21 protein-coding genes are annotated in these 19,331 nt (G+C 37.1%); 1 reads left to right on the forward strand and 20 read right to left on the reverse strand.

Annotated elements, in window-relative coordinates; all coding sequences use genetic code 11:
- Positions 1-12 precede the first annotated feature (12 nt).
- From nth to ACKXGF_RS08265, 16 genes are all read right to left on the reverse strand, one after another.
- Entirely contained in the window at positions 13-666 is a 654-nt protein-coding gene (gene nth / locus ACKXGF_RS08190; RefSeq protein WP_411953305.1) for an endonuclease III, read from the reverse strand.
- 15 nt (positions 667-681) lie between these two features.
- Positions 682-1,338, reverse strand: a complete 657-nt coding sequence (locus ACKXGF_RS08195) for a DnaD domain-containing protein (RefSeq protein WP_306978130.1) — start codon at positions 1,336-1,338, stop codon at positions 682-684.
- 62 nt (positions 1,339-1,400) lie between these two features.
- Entirely contained in the window at positions 1,401-2,693 is a 1,293-nt protein-coding gene (asnS, locus tag ACKXGF_RS08200; protein ID WP_167262384.1) for an asparagine--tRNA ligase, read from the reverse strand.
- A gap of 12 nt (positions 2,694-2,705) precedes the next feature.
- On the reverse strand, positions 2,706-3,887 hold the full coding sequence (locus ACKXGF_RS08205; protein WP_411953306.1) for a pyridoxal phosphate-dependent aminotransferase: 1,182 nt from the start codon (positions 3,885-3,887) through the stop codon (positions 2,706-2,708).
- Positions 3,888-3,903: 16 nt separating this feature from the next.
- Positions 3,904-4,422 (reverse strand): DUF5590 domain-containing protein, encoded by a 519-nt coding sequence (locus ACKXGF_RS08210; protein ID WP_411953307.1) that lies wholly within the window; start codon positions 4,420-4,422, stop codon positions 3,904-3,906.
- Between the two features lie 95 nt (positions 4,423-4,517).
- A complete protein-coding gene (locus ACKXGF_RS08215) occupies positions 4,518-5,270 on the reverse strand; it encodes a hypothetical protein (protein WP_411953308.1) in 753 nt (250 codons plus the stop codon).
- Positions 5,271-5,331: 61 nt separating this feature from the next.
- Positions 5,332-7,965: a helicase C-terminal domain-containing protein gene (locus ACKXGF_RS08220; protein WP_411953309.1), complete on the reverse strand. Its 2,634-nt coding sequence runs from the start codon at positions 7,963-7,965 to the stop codon at positions 5,332-5,334.
- 72 nt (positions 7,966-8,037) lie between these two features.
- Positions 8,038-8,421 (reverse strand): aspartate 1-decarboxylase, encoded by a 384-nt coding sequence (panD, locus tag ACKXGF_RS08225; RefSeq protein ID WP_411953310.1) that lies wholly within the window; start codon positions 8,419-8,421, stop codon positions 8,038-8,040.
- The gene (panC, locus tag ACKXGF_RS08230; RefSeq protein ID WP_411953311.1) at positions 8,399-9,295 is read right to left on the reverse strand and encodes a pantoate--beta-alanine ligase; all 897 of its coding nucleotides are present in this window, start codon (positions 9,293-9,295) and stop codon (positions 8,399-8,401) included. Before panC ends, panD begins: the two co-directional genes overlap by 23 nt.
- A complete protein-coding gene (gene panB / locus ACKXGF_RS08235) occupies positions 9,292-10,125 on the reverse strand; it encodes a 3-methyl-2-oxobutanoate hydroxymethyltransferase (protein WP_411953312.1) in 834 nt (277 codons plus the stop codon). Before panB ends, panC begins: the two co-directional genes overlap by 4 nt.
- Positions 10,126-10,146: 21 nt before the next feature.
- Entirely contained in the window at positions 10,147-11,124 is a 978-nt protein-coding gene (locus ACKXGF_RS08240) for a biotin--[acetyl-CoA-carboxylase] ligase (protein WP_411953313.1), read from the reverse strand.
- Positions 11,100-12,305, reverse strand: a complete 1,206-nt coding sequence (locus ACKXGF_RS08245; protein ID WP_411953314.1) for a CCA tRNA nucleotidyltransferase — start codon at positions 12,303-12,305, stop codon at positions 11,100-11,102. Before ACKXGF_RS08245 ends, ACKXGF_RS08240 begins: the two co-directional genes overlap by 25 nt.
- A gap of 6 nt (positions 12,306-12,311) precedes the next feature.
- A complete protein-coding gene (gene bshA / locus ACKXGF_RS08250) occupies positions 12,312-13,442 on the reverse strand; it encodes an N-acetyl-alpha-D-glucosaminyl L-malate synthase BshA (RefSeq protein WP_411953315.1) in 1,131 nt (376 codons plus the stop codon).
- Entirely contained in the window at positions 13,435-13,851 is a 417-nt protein-coding gene (gene mgsA / locus ACKXGF_RS08255) for a methylglyoxal synthase (RefSeq protein ID WP_167262395.1), read from the reverse strand. Before mgsA ends, bshA begins: the two co-directional genes overlap by 8 nt.
- A 13-nt stretch (positions 13,852-13,864) precedes the next feature.
- Complete coding sequence (dapB, locus tag ACKXGF_RS08260) at positions 13,865-14,668, reverse strand: 4-hydroxy-tetrahydrodipicolinate reductase (protein WP_411953316.1); 804 nt, start codon at positions 14,666-14,668, stop codon at positions 13,865-13,867.
- Complete coding sequence (locus tag ACKXGF_RS08265; RefSeq protein WP_411953317.1) at positions 14,665-15,003, reverse strand: nucleotide pyrophosphohydrolase; 339 nt, start codon at positions 15,001-15,003, stop codon at positions 14,665-14,667. The genes dapB and ACKXGF_RS08265 overlap by 4 nt, the downstream gene beginning before the upstream one ends.
- 174 nt (positions 15,004-15,177) lie before the next feature.
- Between ACKXGF_RS08265 and ACKXGF_RS08270 the strand changes: the two genes are divergently transcribed.
- A complete protein-coding gene (locus tag ACKXGF_RS08270) occupies positions 15,178-16,044 on the forward strand; it encodes a YitT family protein (protein WP_411955571.1) in 867 nt (288 codons plus the stop codon).
- 206 nt (positions 16,045-16,250) lie between these two features.
- Here the strand turns inward: ACKXGF_RS08270 and ACKXGF_RS08275 are convergent, their stop codons facing one another.
- The 4 genes from ACKXGF_RS08275 to qcrB all read right to left on the reverse strand — a co-directional run bounded on the left by ACKXGF_RS08275 (position 16,251) and on the right by qcrB (position 19,330).
- Positions 16,251-16,397 carry a hypothetical protein gene (locus ACKXGF_RS08275; RefSeq protein ID WP_411953318.1) on the reverse strand — a complete coding sequence of 49 codons (147 nt, stop codon included), beginning with the start codon at positions 16,395-16,397 and terminating at the stop codon, positions 16,251-16,253.
- A 723-nt stretch (positions 16,398-17,120) separates the two neighbouring features.
- Positions 17,121-17,702 (reverse strand): DUF1405 domain-containing protein, encoded by a 582-nt coding sequence (locus ACKXGF_RS08280; protein ID WP_411953319.1) that lies wholly within the window; start codon positions 17,700-17,702, stop codon positions 17,121-17,123.
- Between the two features lie 72 nt (positions 17,703-17,774).
- On the reverse strand, positions 17,775-18,626 hold the full coding sequence (locus tag ACKXGF_RS08285; RefSeq protein WP_411953320.1) for a c-type cytochrome: 852 nt from the start codon (positions 18,624-18,626) through the stop codon (positions 17,775-17,777).
- Positions 18,627-18,655: 29 nt separating this feature from the next.
- Positions 18,656-19,330 carry a menaquinol-cytochrome c reductase cytochrome b subunit gene (qcrB, locus tag ACKXGF_RS08290; protein WP_167262401.1) on the reverse strand — a complete coding sequence of 225 codons (675 nt, stop codon included), beginning with the start codon at positions 19,328-19,330 and terminating at the stop codon, positions 18,656-18,658.
- Between the last annotated feature and the right edge of the window lies 1 nt (position 19,331).

Here is a 19,331-nt window from a genome sequence, read left to right on the forward strand (position 1 = left end):
GGATGTCTAAACTTAGACATCCTGTTTTTTCATTCTTTTTTGTCCTTCTCGGCAAACGGATAACAGCGGACACTCTGGACAATGAGGTGTTTTAGCCTGGCAATGATAGCGCCCAAAAAAGATCATGCGATGATGGGTCGCGCTCCATTCCTCTTCAGGTATTTTTCGCATGAGTGTCTTCTCTACTTCTAACACAGAATCTTTCCACCTGCATAGACCTAAGCGTTTAGACACGCGCTCGACATGAGTATCTACAGCAATGGCTGGCATACCAAATGCAACAGACATAACAACGTTGGCTGTTTTGCGTCCTACCCCTGCTAAGTTAATAAGCGACTCATAACTATTTGGTACTTCACCATCATGTTTTTCAATTAAATCAGTACATAGTTTTCGGATATTTTTCGCTTTATTACGATATAAGCCAATTCGTTTAATATCGTGTTGTAATTGTTCAAGTGAGACATTAATATAGTCTTCTGGTGTTTTATACTTAGCGAATAAATCAGGCGTTACTTTATTAACTAAAGCATCAGTTGCTTGAGCTGATAGGACAACAGCTATTAGCAACTCTAACTCATTCTCATGATCTAATTCACAATCAGCATCTGGATACATGTCTTGCAATGTATCTAATACATATCGAATGTCTTTTTTGGTTAACACCAGTTCTCTCCTCCCCTACTCTTCTAACCAATTATAGTAAACAGAAGTATCTCTTTTTTCTTTCGGTGCCTGACGATTTTGTTGCGGTGATTCTTGTTTAGCATCTTGTGCTGACTTAATCCCTTTTTTCTTCCATTCATTTAAAATACGATCAATATAACGAAAGTTCAATTTCCCCATTAAAACAGCTTCTCTTAAAGCGGCTTTAATTAATGCCGGTTTAAATTGATCATCATCTAACCAATGACTTACCGTATCAATTTCAATGGGTGATAATGTACGAGCAAATTCCTGCTCAAATAATTGAAATAGTTTCCCCTCTTCCTCTCTTGATGAGGGTTCTCCTTGTTCATATAAATTGGAAAATAAGGGGGATAATGAATACCATTCTTGTTCTTGGCCGTCCTCATCTTTAACATGTTCAATATTTAAAAGTGATTGATTGCGTAGTTTTTTTAGAACATTAGCTACTTCATTCGCATTAATCGTCATACGCTGGGCGATTTGATCAAATGTAGGCAATAGCGTACCAGTTTGTTGAATATGAATGATTTGCATAATGACAATTACGTCAGTTTCGTTCAATGATAATGATTTGTAATCAACTAGCAACTGAGATGGAATACTAAGTTGATCAGCTAATAATTTCTGATAAGAAAACGGTACTTCCATTTTATCCACTCCCTCCATAACAAGAATAGAAAAGATGACCCACTGAATGAGTCATCTATTTCCTATGGGTATAAACGATTTAATAAACGTGGAAATGGTATTGTTTCACGAATATGTTCTATTCCAGTAATCCAAGCTACCGTTCTTTCTAAGCCTAAGCCGAAACCGGAATGCGGAACAGAACCATATTGACGTAATTGTAAATACCACTGATAAGCTGGTCCTTCTAAATCATGTTCTTTATAACGCTGAGCCATTAATTCATAGTCATCAATACGCTCAGAACCTCCAATAATCTCACCATATCCTTCTGGTGCAATTAAATCAGCACATAATGCATAATCAGGATCTTCAGGATCTGGTTTCATATAAAAGGCTTTGATGTCTAATGGAAAGTGGGTGATAAAGACAGGTTTATCAAATGATTCGGCAATAGCTGTTTCATGTGGTGCACCGAAATCATCCCCATCATCAATATCATCAAATCCTTGATCTTTTAATAGTTGAATTGCATCCGCATACTTGATGCGTGGAAATGGCGCTGTAATCTTTTCAAGTTGTGATTTGTCACGTTCTAAAGTATCTAGTTCAACTTGGCAATTCTTTAAGACGGATTGAACGACAAATGCGACGTACTCTTCTTGCATTTGTAAGCTTTCTTCGTGGTCCATAAATGCCATTTCCGGCTCAATCATCCAGAATTCAATTAAATGACGTCGTGTTTTGGATTTTTCAGCTCGGAATGTCGGACCAAATGAAAAGACACGTCCTAAAGCCATAGCAGCTGCTTCCATATATAACTGGCCACTTTGTGAGAGATAAGCATCTTCATCAAAGTATTTGGTATGGAATAATTCAGTCGTTCCTTCAGCTGATGCCCCTGTTAAAATTGGCGGATCAATTTTAACAAACCCTTCATTATTAAAGAATTCATAAGTTGAGCGAATGATTTCATTACGGACTTTCATGATTGCGTGTTGCTTCTTACTACGCAACCATAAATGACGATGGTCCATTAAGAATTCCGTACCATGTTCTTTCGGTGTAATTGGATAATCAACAGCTTCTTGAATAAGTTCAAGACCCGTCACCTGTAATTCATAACCAAGTGGACTGCGACTATCTTCTACAACTGTACCTGTTACATATAGAGAAGATTCTTGTGATATTTCTTTTGAAAGCTCAAACTCTTCTTCAGATACTGCAGCCTTTGCAACAACACCCTGAATAAATCCTGAGCCATCACGTAGTTGTAAAAATGAGATCTTGCCACTTGAACGTTTATTATGTAGCCACGCTCCAATTGTGACTGTTTCATTTAAGTGCTTGTGTACATTTGCTATAGTTGTTTTCACGTTCGCTGCCTCCTAACTGTACTTCTCAACAAAACGTTTTAAACGTTTCGTTGCTTCTTCTAAATCGTCTAGAGATGTTGCATATGATAATCGTACATTATCTTCAGCCCCGAAACCTGACCCTGGAACAATTGCCAGTTTCTCTTCTTCAAGTAATTGTTTAACCCATTCATCAACAGAATCGAAAGGTGAATCATCTACAATTTGTCGAACATTAGGGAATAAATAGAAAGCTCCATCAGGTTTAACACATGTTAACTTAGGGATGTCCAATAACCAATTATACAATGTCTCAAGCCGTTCTTCAAAGGCTTGGTTCATTTGCTTAACCTCTTCTTCATCGTGAGTATAAGCCGCTATTGCAGCATATTGCGCAATAGAAGTTGGGTTTGAAGTTGCATGTGATGCTAAATTAGACATTGCTTGTATAATTTGCTTATTCCCAGCAGCATAACCTATACGCCATCCTGTCATGGCATGGGACTTACTGACACCATTGATGACAACCGTATGATCTTTCAATTGATCAGACATTTGAGCCATCGATACATGTTCTTTACCACCGTAAATCAGTTTTTCATAAATTTCATCAGATACAATTAAAAGATTATGCTTTAAAGCAACTTCACCTAACGCTTTTAATTCATCTTCAGAATAAAGCACACCAGTCGGATTACTAGGTGAGTTAATGATCACAGCTTTGGTATATTCTGTGACAGCCTCTTCTAATTGTTCAGGGGTCATTTTAAATTGATTAGATTCCTTCGTTGCTACAAATACAGGCTGACCCTCTGCCAATTTAATTTGTTCTGGATAACTCACCCAATAAGGACTTGGTACTACCACTTCGTCACCACGATTTAATAATACTTGAAATAAAGCATATAAAGCGTGCTTAGCACCAGTTGTAACAATAACTTGATCTAAGTCATATGATAAGTTTTGGTCACGTTTAAACTTATCACTGATTGCCTGTTTTAGTTCTGGTAAACCACCAGCTGGTGTATAATTTGTCTTTCCTTCATCCATTGCTTGCTTAGCAGCATCTAGAATATATGATGGTGTATTAAAATCAGGTTCACCTGCTCCTAATCCTACGACATCATGACCTTCTGCTTTTAGTGCTTTAGCTTTGGATGTAATCGCCAAAGTACTAGATGGTGTTAATGATTGAACTCGATCGGCTAATTCCATATGTATCGCTCCTATCTTAGTTTTGACTAAAAGATATTGAATCGTACACGTCTCCTTCTTCAAACGTATAAGTTCTGAAGACCATACTGTCATTTTCCTCATAAATAAATTCCCAAATATAACGGTCGTTCATCATGCCAGGGGTGATACTTAACAATTCACAATTAGTGCAAGATTGTTGCCATTTATTGCGGATTTCTTCTTTTGCCATCACATCATTAGCTGAAATCCAAGAAATATCATTAGGATCAAGTGAATCTCTTTGTGGTACAAAAACATATAATGATTCTTCTTCAGATTGACCTAACACTACCGTATAGGTTTCATCTCCGCGATAAACGTAATCCGTTTCTACTTGCTCGATTGGGGCAGTCTCTAACGCGATGTCTATATAAGTTTGTTGTTGCTCTCCTTGCCCACCTTGAATATCATAATATAAAAAAGATGAAACGACAATAAACACTATTAATACAGTCATTATGATGGATAAAGAGAGCAATACCCATTTCTGTTGGAACCATTCTTTTAATGACACATTCTCAGCTCCTACATACAATTCATCCCATACATGCTTTATATTATAACAAGTTTTCACCTGCATGAGGGAACCATATACAAAAAAATTATATATCATTTTTGTTGTAACTTATCTAATTTCACCGAAAAATCTCGATCTTCATTTAATACATGGATTGCTAATTCATCTGATAAAAGATACGTATCAACCCAAAGCTCTTGAAGATGTTGATAAATAGATGAATTGGGTTGAATATCATTGTTTTCATTAATAATAGCAACCTCAGGTTCAATTTTATATAACGTCTTCAAATCAACATCTTCTTTTTCCAAATATGAAGGGAAATAAGCCACGTCTGCATGTGTAATGTCGTAATCGTCTGATGACTCATACCAATACATAGAAGTAGCACCATTTGAAATAAACACATTTCCTTGATCATGTTCCAACGTTCGATATTGTATATATAAACGTCGACTTAAAGTGAAAGTTGATTCTTGTTGCAATGTAATGTCGTCTACATTTTCATTTTCATCTAAACACTCATCATCAAAAGTCGGAACCATATAAACATATTGCACTTCATATTTATCAATTAACTGGGTTAAATTATTACAACTGTTCGCTTCTGAAGAGGTCATCACAATACTCTTGATCGTATCATGATTTGTTAGCTCAATTGATTCATTTAACTCTTCAAATTCTTGAGGATTCCCTGTATTAATTAAAGCTAATGTATCTTCTGTTTGTAACAACACAGTATCGCCAGCCCCAGTTGAAGTAAACACCCACTCACTCTTTTCACTGTCAGACACACCTGTTGGTAGCATAAGCAACATAGCCATAATTATCGAAGTCATTTTCATTCATGATCAACACCTAACCGTTATATAATCTAACGCTTAGGTTGTTACAAAGTGTTAACGTTTATGTTAGCCATATTTTTGCATCATTAATCACTTGTTCAGGCGTTGCATGAATCGACTCGACATGTGGTAATCCATTTAAAAATGTTTGACCATAACGTTTTGTATAAATTCGTTGATCAAGCACGAGAAATACTCCTCGATCTTGTTCACTTCTAATCATACGTCCAAAAGCTTGACGAAAACGTTGTACCGCAATAGGCAATGCTAATTGATAAAACGTGTTTGTATTTTGATCGGGAAGAGATTTTCGTTTAGCTTGCATAATCGGGCTAGACGGTGTCTCAAATGGAAGTCTAACCATACAAACTGTCTTACAAGATTGATCATTAACATCGAACCCTTCCCAAAACGAATGAGTACCAAGTAATATGATATGATCTGTTGTTTCAAACATTTTCTTTAGCTTTTCTCTACTACCAGTGGTAACACCTTGACCAATTATTGTAACATGCTCTAATGTTTTAGATCGTTTGAGTTGTTTATAAACTAATCGCAACATATCAAATGACGTAAATAAAATCAGCATTTTTTGCTGAATAGCATCCATGTATTGAATGATAAAATCAGATACGCCAGATGTATAAGTTGTTAAATCTGTTTTAGTGACATCTGGTAAATGATTAGGAGTTAGCACTCTTACTTGTTCTTGATAGTCAAATGGTGCACTAAATTCAACACATGCTGTTTGCTCAGGTAAACCAGTTTGTACTAAAAACGGTTTAAAATCATGATTAATCTGTAATGTCGAACTTGTTAATACAACAGGCTGTTTATTGAATAACAACGATTGAAGTGTTTCACTCACTGAAACTGGTTCAATGTGAAGTGTTGCAGCATTCTTAGCTCCATATTGATTGGTTTCAACCCATTTTATATGGCTTTCAGCTCTTTCAAAAAATTGTTTAAGTGTTTGTTTAAACCGTGTGATTTGCTGGATGGCTTCATGTATTAACAGTTGATACCAATCCTTTTGAAGAGCATGTTGATTTGTAAAATCGATAATTTGGCCAAGAATCGCTGATAAATGATGAAACTGTTCTTTAATATCACCTTCAGTTAATAGCATCTCATTTGATTCATCTAAGATCAGCTGAGCTTTTCCAGTATCCGTCAACATGTCATCTTCATGTAAGAAATCAACAGCAAGATAGATTGCTCTAAAGAATGTATCTGCACTCTGTCTTGCTTGTTCGATTAGATCGAAGGGCAAGATTGGTTGTAGATCTTGTAATAAATGAACAATATGAACATAATTTAATTGTCTTGCTAATTGATGGCGTGTTGTATTCTCCAATTGATGAGCCTCATCGATTATGATTGAATCATGATTAGGAATCTGTTGATTTTGGAGCGCATCACGAATTAGAAAAGCATGATTAACTATAATTAAATCAGCCTGTTCACAGTTTCTCAAGGCATCATGGAAATATGAACCTTCTTTTGATGTATGAGGGTTTTCACAGTTAATATAATGCCATATTTGTTGTCCGTTAGTTGGAAGATTTAATTCATCAACATCGCCTGTTTGAGTTTCGGTTAACCATACAATAAGCATCGACGCAGTTAAAACCGCATCATAATTAGAATAATCTTCAAAATGATCCAGGTAGGTTTGAAAACGCTTAATATGAATATAATGTCTCGGGCTTTTTAGCAAAACCGTATTTAAAGGTAAATCAAGTTGTTGAGTCAATAAATTCGCTTCATGGACAACTTGTTGTTGTAATTGGATCGTGCTCGTTGAAATTAACGTTTTATACCCGTTGAGACCATTATAAATACTTGGTAGTAAATAGGACCGAGTTTTTCCTAATCCTGAACCCGCTTCAGCAACCAAATGAGAAGCTTCATGAACATGTGAATAGATGGTTTTAGCCATCTCTCTCTGTTGGTCTCTTAACTCATAGGGTAAGGTTCTTTCTTTAGCTTCTAACCAGTCATTAAAATTCGAGTTTATTATCTTTTTTTCCTGTTTTTGATTATATATAGAATAGTCATTAAAAGAATCAGTTGTGTAATTGTAGCGTCGTTCTTCCAATAAGTTATCAAACCAAGATTCTATCTGACTATGCAATGATGGAATAAAAGGCTTTAGTTGCTGTAAAGTATGATAAGGTAATATTTCTAATTTTTCTCGTATATTTAACCATAGTTGCCCAGTCACGTAGGCATCTGATAAAGCTCGGTGAGGCGAATAATGTTCAATCCCTAAATAATCAACTATTTCCGATAATTTGTAACTTGGAGCTTTTGGAAAACATAACCTTGCCAATTCAACCGTATCAATAGTATGGCAAGTTAATGGCCCCATCCCAACTTGTTCAAATGATTCATTAAGAAAGGCGAAATCGAAAGGAACATGGTGCGCAACAAAATAACCATTTTGTAACATTTTATGCAGTTTTGGAGCTAAATTTTCAAAAGTTGGCGCATCAACTAGATCCTCGTTAGTAATGCCAGTAAGATGTGAAATGAAGGATGGTACATTGTTTTTGGGTTTTACTTTAGACTTAAATTCATCAACAATCTCTTTTCCTTCAAAAATAACAATTCCAATTTCGATAATCTCTGCGCCTTTACTTACAGCATGCCCTGTTGTTTCTAAATCAACAATGATATAACGTTCTACCACATTCGCTCACCTTTCTTTGCCGCTTCAGATCGATCAAGACCAAAAAGAACCCCCTTTTGTTCAATAAGGGAGTTACAATAGAGTCATCGGCGATTCTTTCGTTACAGTTTCCTGAACGGCGTTATTTTCATCCATAAATGCTATTTTAGGATGATGATGGGATAAATCATTTTCTGATAGCGTCACATAAGACATGATAATCACGATATCACCTTGTTGAACGCGTCTAGCAGCTGCCCCATTCAGACAAATGACTCCACTATTTGCTTCTCCTGCAATCACATATGTTTCAAAACGTTCACCATTATTATTGTTAACGATATGTACTTGTTCGTGTGGTAGAATATTGACTTCTTCTAAGATTTTCTTATCAATTGTAATACTTCCCACATAATTTAAATTCGCCTCTGTAACTGTTGCACAATGAATCTTACTATTTAGCATGGTTCGTTGCATTCATTTCGCCTCCATATTTAAACTTCCCATCAGGCCTTAAAATAACATTATCGATCAACCTTGCATCTTGATACTGAACCGCAACCGCTATAATTATATCATGTTCTACTAGAATGTCACTTGATAATCCAGGATAAGTTAAGCAGTCAATATAATCGATTGTACCTTGGATTGCTTGAAGTTCATCATTTACCAAACGCAGAACATCGTCTCGCTTCCAATCTTGATTATTCTTGATTAAAGATTGTCCAGCTTGTAATGCTTGATAAATCATTGGCGCCTCTAACCGTTCATTCTCAGTTAATCGAACATTTCGACTACTTAAAGCTAGTCCATCAGATTCTCTTGTCGTTGGAACTGGAACTAGTTCTGTAGAGAAGTTAAAATCTTCAATCAGTCCATCAACCACAGCAACTTGCTGGGCATCTTTTAGCCCAAAGTAAACACGGTGAGGTGAAATGATATTAAATAATTTCGTTAGGACAACCAATACCCCTTCAAAATGACCAGGTCTTGTCGCACCACAGAGTACATCGCCACGTTTTGCTAAAGTGAGTTGAGTGGATAATTCTTTAGGATACATTTCCTCAACATTCGGATAAAATATATAATCAACTGCTTCAGCTTTTAGTAAACTTTCATCTCGTTCAAAATCTCTAGGATAATGATTTAAATCCGCAGATTGGTTGAACTGTAATGGATTCACAAAGACACTAACGACAACAATATCATTTTGTTCTCTAGCTTCTTGAACCAATGCTAAATGGCCATCGTGTAAATATCCCATTGTTGGCACAAAACCAATCGTCTGACCGTGATAATAACAATCATCTGCTACTTCTCGCATAGTTTGAATGGTCTTGATTGTTTTCATTTATCCCCATACACCCCTTTTAATACCTCATCTTTTATTTGGAAGGTGTGTTGTTCAGTTGGAAAGAACTTATTTTTAACATCTTCAACATAATGACTAATAGCAGTCGTTCCATCTTTGTTAAAATTAGCATAGCTTTGAACGAATTTGGGTAATCGTGATACACCGTATTCTAGTAAGTCATGATAAACAAGCACTTGCCCGTCACACTCAACGCCTGCACCTATTCCTATTGTTGGTATAGACAATTCTTCTGTTAGTTTTGCAGCCAGTCTAGCGGGTACACATTCTAAGACTACAGCAATAGCCCCTGCTTCTTCTAATGCTTTAGCATCTTCAACAATTTGTTTAGCTTCCGCCTCAGTACGTCCTTGCACTCGGTAACCGCCCAAGACGTTAACATTTTGGGGTGTTAAACCAACATGGCCAACAATAGGAATTCCAGCCTTCGTGATTCGTTCAACTGTAGGTGCAACGTCTGCTCCACCTTCAATTTTTAACGCATCAGGTTCAATTGATTGAAATAGCTCTTTAGCGTTCATGATTGCATCCCGTTCTGACACATTAAACGACATAAAAGGCATATCGACTACTGTATAGGTATCAGGAGCCCCTCTTTTTACAGCTTTCCCATGATGAATCATATCCTCAATGGTCACTTTGATCGTAGAAGAATAACCTAATACAACCATACCTAAGGAGTCCCCGACTAAAATAATATCTGAATGAGCTGATTCACACATTTGAGCTGAAGGGAAATCATATGCTGTCACCATTGCAATTGGCTCTTGGTTATTGACTTTATCCATAAACATACTTTTGATCGTCATCAAATCGCCTCCTAATAAGGTTTATGAGCGCCACAGAATTTCTGCTGAATACAATATATGATGCTCACCTAATACGTCTTCAACAATTAAAGCTCCATCATCATTCAAGCTAATTAGCTTCCCAGACCATTCAGTATTCGTTCGAATGCTCAACCATTCACCAATTCTATACCCTAGTTGTTCCCAGTCTTCCTTAATCGACTGAAAACCATGAGCTAGGAAATGATCATATTCCCTTTCAAAACTTGAAGCCAGTTCTCTGAAGAGAGCATTTAAGTCAACAGTTTCATTTAAAAATTGCTTAAGTGAAGTCGCTGTATGTTGAACTGATGGATGAAAGTCTTCACTTGTATGATTAACATTAATCCCTGATCCTAAGATAATATAATCAATTTCATCTTGTTCAGCTTGCATTTCCGTTAAAATACCAGCTAATTTTTGGTTATGAATATATAAATCATTCGGCCATTTAATCTCAACAGGTATGGACCATTTCTTAAGCGCTTTCGCATAAGCTACAGCTGCTACTAGTGTTAATTGTGTTGCAGCTTTAGGTGTCAATTCCGTAGGCCGCAAGATAACACTAAACCATAAACCTAGACCAGCAGGTGAATCCCAATATCGTTTCAAGCGACCTTTACCAGCTGTTTGTTCGCCAGCAATTACTACTGTACCATGTTCACATCCTTCTCGAGCAAGATCATGAGCATGATATTGTGTTGATGTTACGGATGGTAAGTAATTAATCTCATTGCCATACCAAGTCGTATCTAGGCCCCATCTTAACGATACTTCAGACATTTCATTGGGAACACTGACAATTCTGTACCCTCGATTAGTAACAGCTTCAATTTGATAGCCAGCTTTCTTCAGCTCGTTCATATGCTTCCAAATAGCTGAGCGTGATATATTAAGCTGTCTAGACAGCTCTTGACCTGATATATAATCACCTGTTTGATTATAGAGTAGTTCAATTAGTCTTTTTCTTGTTCCTTCCATTGTTTCACCTGTCTCTCAATTGCCTCATATTGATTTGATAGTTCTCCACTCAAAATCATGTCTTCAATTAATTGTAAATAATCACCAATCCACGGACCCTTTCGTTTATCTGGTCGTAAATTCAATAATTGATTGCCCTCTATAACCAGATCCTTTCTCGAGTGAATCGGCAATTGACTGTACATAGAGACTAAATCCTCTAATGTCCATTCATAAAAATCGAATTGTTGAAGTAACTGTATAAATTGTGGAAATCGACTCCGTCCTAATTGATATAATAACTGATTTGTCATACCGTTCATTTGATAGATCTTAAAAGCTTCAATCAGCTCATTTGCTTCTCGCTTCTGCTGATTGGAACAACGGTAAGCTTTCACCCAATCTGATAACGTCCAAGAATCTGATAGTAAAGACGACAAAGCTAATACAACTTCTTGATATTCAATAGAAGATTCGACATGATCACTTAAACGTTGAATAACGTTATGATCTTCTTTTAATAATGGTAACGATTCAAACATATTCGTCTCGAGCACAATCTCTAAACCTTGTTTCACATTTTTACCAGCAAATAATTTAAACCATTCAACTTGAATGCGTTCAGCTGCAATATTTTGAAGTAAATGGTGCTGTGTTTTAATAGCTTGTTTGACTGATTTAGTCACCGTAAAATTTAATTGACTACAAAAACGAACCGCCCGCATCATCCGAAGTGCATCTTCACTAAAGCGCTCCTCTGCATGACCCACTGTATTTATCAATTGATTATGTAAGTCTGCTTGTCCATCGAAAGGATCAATGAGTTGTTCAGATGGATGCATAGCGATCGCATTAATTGTAAAATCTCGACGTGCTAAATCGTCAGTTAAACTTCGAACAAATGTCACGGACTCAGGTCTACGAAAGTCAGAATAATCACTTTCAACCCGATAAGTTGTCACTTCATATCCATCATTTCCATGCAATACTAAAACTGTTCCATGTTCAACCCCTACAGGCACCGTTTTTTTGAATAAGGACATGGTTTCAGTTGGTGTCGCATTCGTGGCAATATCAATATCACCAATCGGTTCATCTAATAAATAGTCGCGGACAGCTCCACCGACAAAATAAGCCTCATAACCGTGCTTTTCAAATGTATCAATAATGGGCTTCGCATTTATAAATGCTTGATTAATCATATCATGTCATTCCTTATTCAAAACGTGATCATAGAGTTCTTCATACTGCTTAACGATATGTTTTGTTTGAAAATGGTTTTCTACTGTTTGTTGGGCATGTATAGATTGTGCTTCCCACAAAGCGTCATTTTGTAGTAATGCTATGGCTTTCGTCGCCACACATTCTAGGTCACCTAATGAACAAAGATAGCCGTTCTTGCCATCTTCTATGACTTCAGGAATTCCACCAATATTCGTTCCAATACAAGGAACACCTTGACTCATAGCTTCAAGCAGCACTAGACCAAAACTTTCTTTTTCAGATAACAGTATCTTCAAATCACTAACTTTAATTAAATCTTGGATATTATCTTGTCGACCGAGAAAAATAACATCTTGATCTAAGTTATAATCAACGACCTTTTGACGAACTCGACTATATTCAGGACCATCACCAACTAATAATAGCTTTGATGGCACTTGTTCTCTTATATAATAATAGGCTTCAATGACTTGCTCTACTCGCTTGACTTTTCGAAAGTTAGAAATATGAATGATGACTTTTTCATGTTCTGGGATATTTAATTCTTCTTTAAGATTGTCACTCGTTTGAGACAAGCGATCTCCTAGGTCTATAAAATTATGAATAACTTGTATATTGGCTTTCGTTTGAAAAGCTTCTTCTGTCTGTTGTTTCAAACTATTAGAAACAGCTGTTACTGCATCAGACTGTTCAATTGCAAAACGAATCATATTTTGCAAGCTATCATCAATTCCTAATACCGTAATATCTGTTCCATGTAAGGTCGTCACAATCTTCACGTCACGCGTCATCATCTGTTTAGCAAATAGTGCACAAATCGCATGAGGTACAGCATAATGAGCATGAATGATATCTAATTCTTCACGATCAGCTACTTCAGCTATTTTGTTGGCCAATGATAGATCATAAGGTGGATGCTTAAACACTGGATAATTAGCTACTTCTACTTCATGAAAATAGATATTTGGATATAACCGTTTCAAGCGAAATGGCATCGTCGTCGATATAAAATGAACTTCATAACCTTGTTCAGCCAAATAAATTCCCAATTCTGTAGCGACAACACCAGAACCACCAATCGTTGGGTAACAGACAATCCCGATACGCCTAGTCATGGTATTCCCCTACCGAATCTTGAAGCGTACGCCAGTCTAACCATCCATTTGATAAGCCTCTAACGATAATCTCAGCTGTTGCTGCATTTGTCGCAACTGGGATTTGATACACATCGCACAAACGTAATAAAGCTGTAACATCGGGTTCATGTGGTTGAGCTGTTAAAGGATCGCGGAAGAAGATAATTAAATCTAAATCGTTGGTTGCAATCTTTGCCCCAATTTGCTGATCGCCACCTAATGGACCTGATTGCAACCTGTATACATCCAACCCAACTTCATCAATAATTCGTTGTCCTGTTGTTCCTGTAGCAAACAACGAATGCTCTTTAAAAATAGGTTCATATGCTGTGACAAAGTTTAATAAGTTTTGTTTTTTCTTATCATGCGCTATTAGAGCGATATTCAATCTTTCTCCCCCACTATTCCATTAGATTTTCCAAGCCATAAATATACTCATCATGCTCAATTACTTGTTCAACTGCAAAATGAACACCACTCATAAACGAATAACGATCAGTAGAAGAATGCGTTACTTTAAGTGTTTGACCAGCTTGACCAAATGTAACTTCTTGTTCAGCTACATATCCTGGTAAGCGAACACTGTGAATCTTAAAGCCATCATAATCAGCACCACGAGCACCTGACATTGTTTCCTTTTCGTCTGGGTGACCTTGTTTTTGTGATTGCCGTGCATCTTCTATCATTTGAGCTGTTTTAACGGCCGTACCAGATGGCGCGTCTAATTTTTGATCATGGTGTTTTTCAATGATTTCGACATTCGGAAAATACTTCGCAGCCATTTGTGAAAATCGCATCATTAATACAGCGCCCATTGCGAAATTAGGCGCAATCACTACGCCTGTCTGATAATCTTGGCTTAACTGTTTAATTTCATTTAATTGCTCAGTGGTAAAACCTGATGTACCTACCACAGGACGCACACGATGTAATAAAGCTAACCGTGTATGTTCATATCCTACTTCTGGATTGGTTAAGTCGATTAACACATCAGCATTCACCTCATCAAATGCTTGATTAGCATCTGTATAAATCGGAGCATCCAAATTAGGCAGTCCGTCAACATCATTAATATTCATGCCGTCATGTTTTCGGTCAAGACAGGCAACTAATTGAAAATGATCTGTTCTTTCTACTAATTTCAATGCTTCACTTCCCATTTTTCCGCGTGGTCCAGCTAACATAAGATTGATCGTGTTAGTCATGATTTATTCTCCTTTTTTGTCCAACGATTTTGGTCACGTGTTTCTATTTTTGACATGCTCTGTTCAAATGCGTCATTTATATCAATGTCTAGAGAATTAGCAAACGTCATGATGACAAAAAGAAGGTCACCCAACTCTTCCTCTAATGCTTTTTCAGCCTCAGGAGATTTTTTTGGTTTTTCTCCATAAACATGATTGACTTCACGTGATAATTCACCGAGTTCCTCTGTCAGTCGTGCCATCATAGCAAGAGGTGAAAAGTAGCCTTCTTCAAATTGGCTAATAAACTTATGTACTCTAGCTTGCATCTCTTGTGTTGTATTAGAATGACTCATTTTTAGCACACACCTTCTTTATAATCTAACATAATGTTAGCTAACAATTCATGTTTTGACAAATGATTTATACCAATTTTCAGACTGAGTACCATTTATACAATTGTTTATTTGTAGAAAATTAACTATAATGAATGCGTGTCAAATTTTAAAAACATAGATGGGGGGGGCATAATAGTGCAAGGAATTAAATTTAAAAATATACTGTTTATCTTAGTTGGTTCGGCGATATTCTCCTTTGGAATCGTTAATTTTAATATGCAAAACAATTTAACGGAGGGTGGATTCACAGGGATCACATTATTATTATATTTTCTATTCTCATGGGATCCAGGAGTCATGAATATTGTATTAAATATCCCCGTATTTCTAATCGGTTTAAGATTGTTAGGACGTCAAACCTTTATTTATACAGTGATTGGAACTTTCGCTGTGTCTATATATTTATGGATCTTTCAAGCTTATCCTGCATTTGCATTACAAGAAGATATGACGTTGGCTGCATTATTTGCTGGTACCTTTATTGGAGTTGGCTTAGGCATCATCTTTCGTTTCGGTGGAACCACTGGTGGAGTCGATATTATTGCTCGATTGGTTAATCGATACATAGGTTGGAGTATGGGACGAACGATGTTTTTATTTGATGCAATTGTTATTATCTCTTCTGTTATTTTTTATTTAGATGAAGTAGAGGGTATGTACACATTAGTGGCAGTATTTGTAGGAGCCAGAATCATCGACTTTATTCAAGAAGGAGCCTATGCTGCACGAGGTGCTACTATTATTACTAATCACAGTGATCAACTTGCACAAGAAATCACAACTAAAATGGACCGCGGTGTCACGTTACTACATGCAACAGGTTATTATTCTAATGAGCAGAGGCTTGTATTATATTGTGTTGTAGGAAGAAATGAAATCGTTAAATTAAAATCCATTGTTCAAGAAATTGACCCTCATGCCTTTGTTTCCATTTCCTCAGTTCATGATGTGCATGGCGAAGGGTTTACATTAGATGAAAACAAAAAACCAATTGATTAAAAAATGGTTCTAAGACGAATGTTGATTTGGCTTTGTATATCCTTATTTTTATGATGTAATAACACTCTTCGTCGCAGGTGATCAAACCGTCAAAAACCATACGCTTGGTGCTTAATCACTTTCGTCTAATTATTAATCTTTTCAATGTAACCATTGTGAAAGTTATAACCAAAGCTGTTCATGATTTCTTTTTGCCAGGGATAATATTAAATCTTTTGAGTTGATGTTTGGCATACAGGACATGGCACGATCTCACGTGGACGTTCGATATAGATGTGATAATAGCCATTCTCTTCTCGTGTCTCAGTGACGTGAAAGCTTTCCAATCCTGGTAAGGTCCTGTTATGATGCATATGCACGCAGCTCCTCTTTGTTTTGTTTTAGTGGTATAAAACTAGGATAACAAATAAGGAGTTTGCGTGTTTTTTTGTTTCATCAAACCGCTAAGTTGGCATCAGGTGAGAAGCGTAGGTGGTGACGCCTGGTCAACTAAGTTCGGTCACGTCCTGTGACCAACGTCGACATTAGGCCACCCGGGCCGTCACGGGAACAGCACGCGTCTCGAGACCCCGCAGGTCATGTTTTTCGGCCGAGGAGGCTCGAGCCGTGCCCCTGCATAGAAAACACTGCAAAAAAACGAACGTAGTGAGATTGAGCAGATGTTGCACTTGTGCCCTATGGGTGCAAGCATCCACCGTAAGCGGATCGCCTGATGCCAACGGTCATCATCCAAAACCTCAATCTGAATCGTGATTCTACCCCAACAAATATTTTAGAGCCAGAAAAATCCTCCGAACGTTAGAGTTTCATTAATCGTTCGGAGGATTTTTATATTCTGCCTTTTGTGTATTGGCACTTCCATATAAATTGAGTTGATTTCTTTTTTGATTTGACTGGTATAACCTTGCGCCAACATAGAATAAAGTCAATAATACAATGCATGTAATAACAACAATCATCTGAATTAATTCTTGCGACGATACCATCAGTGAGCTGAATATAGAATACCAGTTAAACATCATCCATTCATAAATGGCCATAATCTGACGTTCCCCTTTTTATCAGTTAATTTATATTTATGTCAGATTAGGGGTCTGTGTTCTTTTGATACAAAGTAAATATACGAGTGTAATTGATAATATACTTAACCAAAATGTGAAGTATCCAATATGTTGCTCATATTCAGTCAGTGTAGAATACATCGGCATTTGACCATAAACATAATCAATGATGTCATTATGTAACGTCCATATAGCAGCAACAATTAAGTGACGCCATTCTATCTTGTAAAAAGGTGCAAATAATAGCGCTTGAATAGCCATAGCGCCGTGTGAAACGATGAGCATCAAAGACATGATTCCAACTTCTTGACCATTAAAATAGGTTAAAATATTCATGATCACGGCCCATACACCATACTTAAATAACGTGACCATCGCTAAAGCTTCCATATAGCTAAAGTGACGACCAATTAAAAATCCAACTAAAACAATAACGAAAAATAATGAAGCTGTAGGACTATCAGGAACAAAAGGGATAAAGACCGTTGATGTAATCTCTAATTGTGGTTCATACCAAATATAACCATAAATTGTTCCGAAAAAGTTAACGATCAATAAAAATAACAGCAATCTTCGGTCTAAGAGCAAATATTTCATAAATTGACTCCTATCTAAAATAAACTATGAAAAATAAAGAGCTGACTTGTTGTTAAGTCAGCTCTTGTAACATTACGATTCAGAATCACTATTTTCGCCTTCAGTACTTCCATCGCCGCTACCTTCTCCATTGACTTCACCTTCTCCACCTGATGATGGTCGGTTATCAACAATGAAATTCGCAAGCTTTTCAAGTTCTTCATCAGAACCTTCAAATTGATTAGCCGGCATATCTCCTATACCATTACGGGCTATATCTTTAACAGCGTCGACGTTCATTTGTGATTCTAGTAAGGATGGTCCCATTCCGGCATTACCACCCATATTTTCACCGTGACAACTCATACAATTATTAGAGTATGCTTCGTAACCAGGGTGTTCTGTGTCGACTTCATGTTCAGTAGCATTGGCAATTGAATATTGCTCACGCTGCTCCCAGTCAACAGCTGTTACTGATACGTATGTGAGCCAAACAGTTGCAATAACACCCATTAGCATCATGCCATTAGCGATTGGTCGCTGAGACGGGCGTCGGCCAGGACCACGGTCTAAAAATGGCGCTAATAATAGGGCACCAAATGCTAGGCCTGGAATACCAACTGTACCAATTACAACATAATTAGCTGATGCAAATTCAAACTTTAATAATTCATATAAGAATAAGAAATACCAGTCAGGAAGTGGAATATAAGCTGAATTGTTTGGGTCAGCTTGTTGTTCCAAAGGTGATGGTGCAACAGCCACTAGACATAGAAAGCCGATTAAGAAAACCGCACCAACAAGCCATTCTTTTAACAAGAAGTTCGGCCAGAACGCTTCCGTACGACCAGGATATTCAGAATAATCTTTAGGGATCGTATTACGTTGACTTTTGTCTTGGACACGTGAGTCCCCGACAAACTTCATTCCTTTACCTTTATGCACAGTTTTCCCTCCTTTTCAGACGTTTTAGCTTATAATGGACCTGAAATACCTTGACGACGGATCATAATGAAGTGAGCTGCCATCAAGCCAAATAATGCTGCTGGTAAAAAGAATACGTGAATCGCAAAGAATCTTGTTAAGGTTTGAGCCCCAACAATTTCTGGATCACCAGCTAAAAGCGTTTTAATATCTGTACCAATTACTGGTACACTTTCAGCAATTTCAAGACCAACTTGCGTTGCGAAGAATGCTTTATTATCCCATGGTAATAAGTAACCAGTAAAACCTAGCCCAAACATAACAAAGAATAATAGAACACCTACAACCCAATTCAATTCACGTGGCTTTTTATAAGCACCTTGGAAGAAAACACGCAAGGTATGTAAGAAAATCATGACGATTACTACACTCGCGCCCCAGTGGTGCATACCTCTAACAATTTGTCCATGTGCAACTTGTGATTGAAGATACTCAACCGAAGCGAAAGCATTTTCAATATCTGGCACATAATACATCGTTAAGAACATTCCTGACAGCACCTGGATAACCGTAACGAAAAAGGTTAGTCCACCAAAACAATATACGAATGCTGAAAAGTGGTGAGCCGGGTTAACATGCTCAGGAACTTCATGGTCTGCGATATCGCGCCAAATCGGCGTAATATCGAGTCGTTCGTCAACCCAATCATATAATTTTTGAAGCATC

Origin of the sequence: Alkalibacillus sp. S2W, assembly GCF_046764385.1 — a bacterium.
Classification (GTDB): Bacteria; Bacillota; Bacilli; order Bacillales; family Alkalibacillaceae; genus Alkalibacillus; species Alkalibacillus almallahensis.

Coding starts and splice junctions, on each gene's coding strand:
- panD (WP_411953310.1), bottom strand. CDS start 8,421: ATGCAACGAACCATGCTAAATAGTAAGATTCATTGTGCAACAGTTACA.
- ACKXGF_RS08275 (WP_411953318.1), bottom strand. CDS start 16,397: ATGCATCATAACAGGACCTTACCAGGATTGGAAAGCTTTCACGTCACT.
- ACKXGF_RS08215 (WP_411953308.1), bottom strand. CDS start 5,270: ATGAAAATGACTTCGATAATTATGGCTATGTTGCTTATGCTACCAACA.
- ACKXGF_RS08280 (WP_411953319.1), bottom strand. CDS start 17,702: ATGAAATATTTGCTCTTAGACCGAAGATTGCTGTTATTTTTATTGATC.
- panB (WP_411953312.1), bottom strand. CDS start 10,125: ATGACGATCAAAAGTATGTTTATGGATAAAGTCAATAACCAAGAGCCA.
- ACKXGF_RS08245 (WP_411953314.1), bottom strand. CDS start 12,305: ATGATTAATCAAGCATTTATAAATGCGAAGCCCATTATTGATACATTT.
- bshA (WP_411953315.1), bottom strand. CDS start 13,442: ATGACTAGGCGTATCGGGATTGTCTGTTACCCAACGATTGGTGGTTCT.
- panC (WP_411953311.1), bottom strand. CDS start 9,295: ATGAAAACAATCAAGACCATTCAAACTATGCGAGAAGTAGCAGATGAT.
- qcrB (WP_167262401.1), bottom strand. CDS start 19,330: ATGCTTCAAAAATTATATGATTGGGTTGACGAACGACTCGATATTACG.
- ACKXGF_RS08265 (WP_411953317.1), bottom strand. CDS start 15,003: ATGAGTCATTCTAATACAACACAAGAGATGCAAGCTAGAGTACATAAG.
- ACKXGF_RS08240 (WP_411953313.1), bottom strand. CDS start 11,124: ATGGAAGGAACAAGAAAAAGACTAATTGAACTACTCTATAATCAAACA.
- ACKXGF_RS08205 (WP_411953306.1), bottom strand. CDS start 3,887: ATGGAATTAGCCGATCGAGTTCAATCATTAACACCATCTAGTACTTTG.
- dapB (WP_411953316.1), bottom strand. CDS start 14,668: ATGACTAACACGATCAATCTTATGTTAGCTGGACCACGCGGAAAAATG.
- ACKXGF_RS08195 (WP_306978130.1), bottom strand. CDS start 1,338: ATGGAAGTACCGTTTTCTTATCAGAAATTATTAGCTGATCAACTTAGT.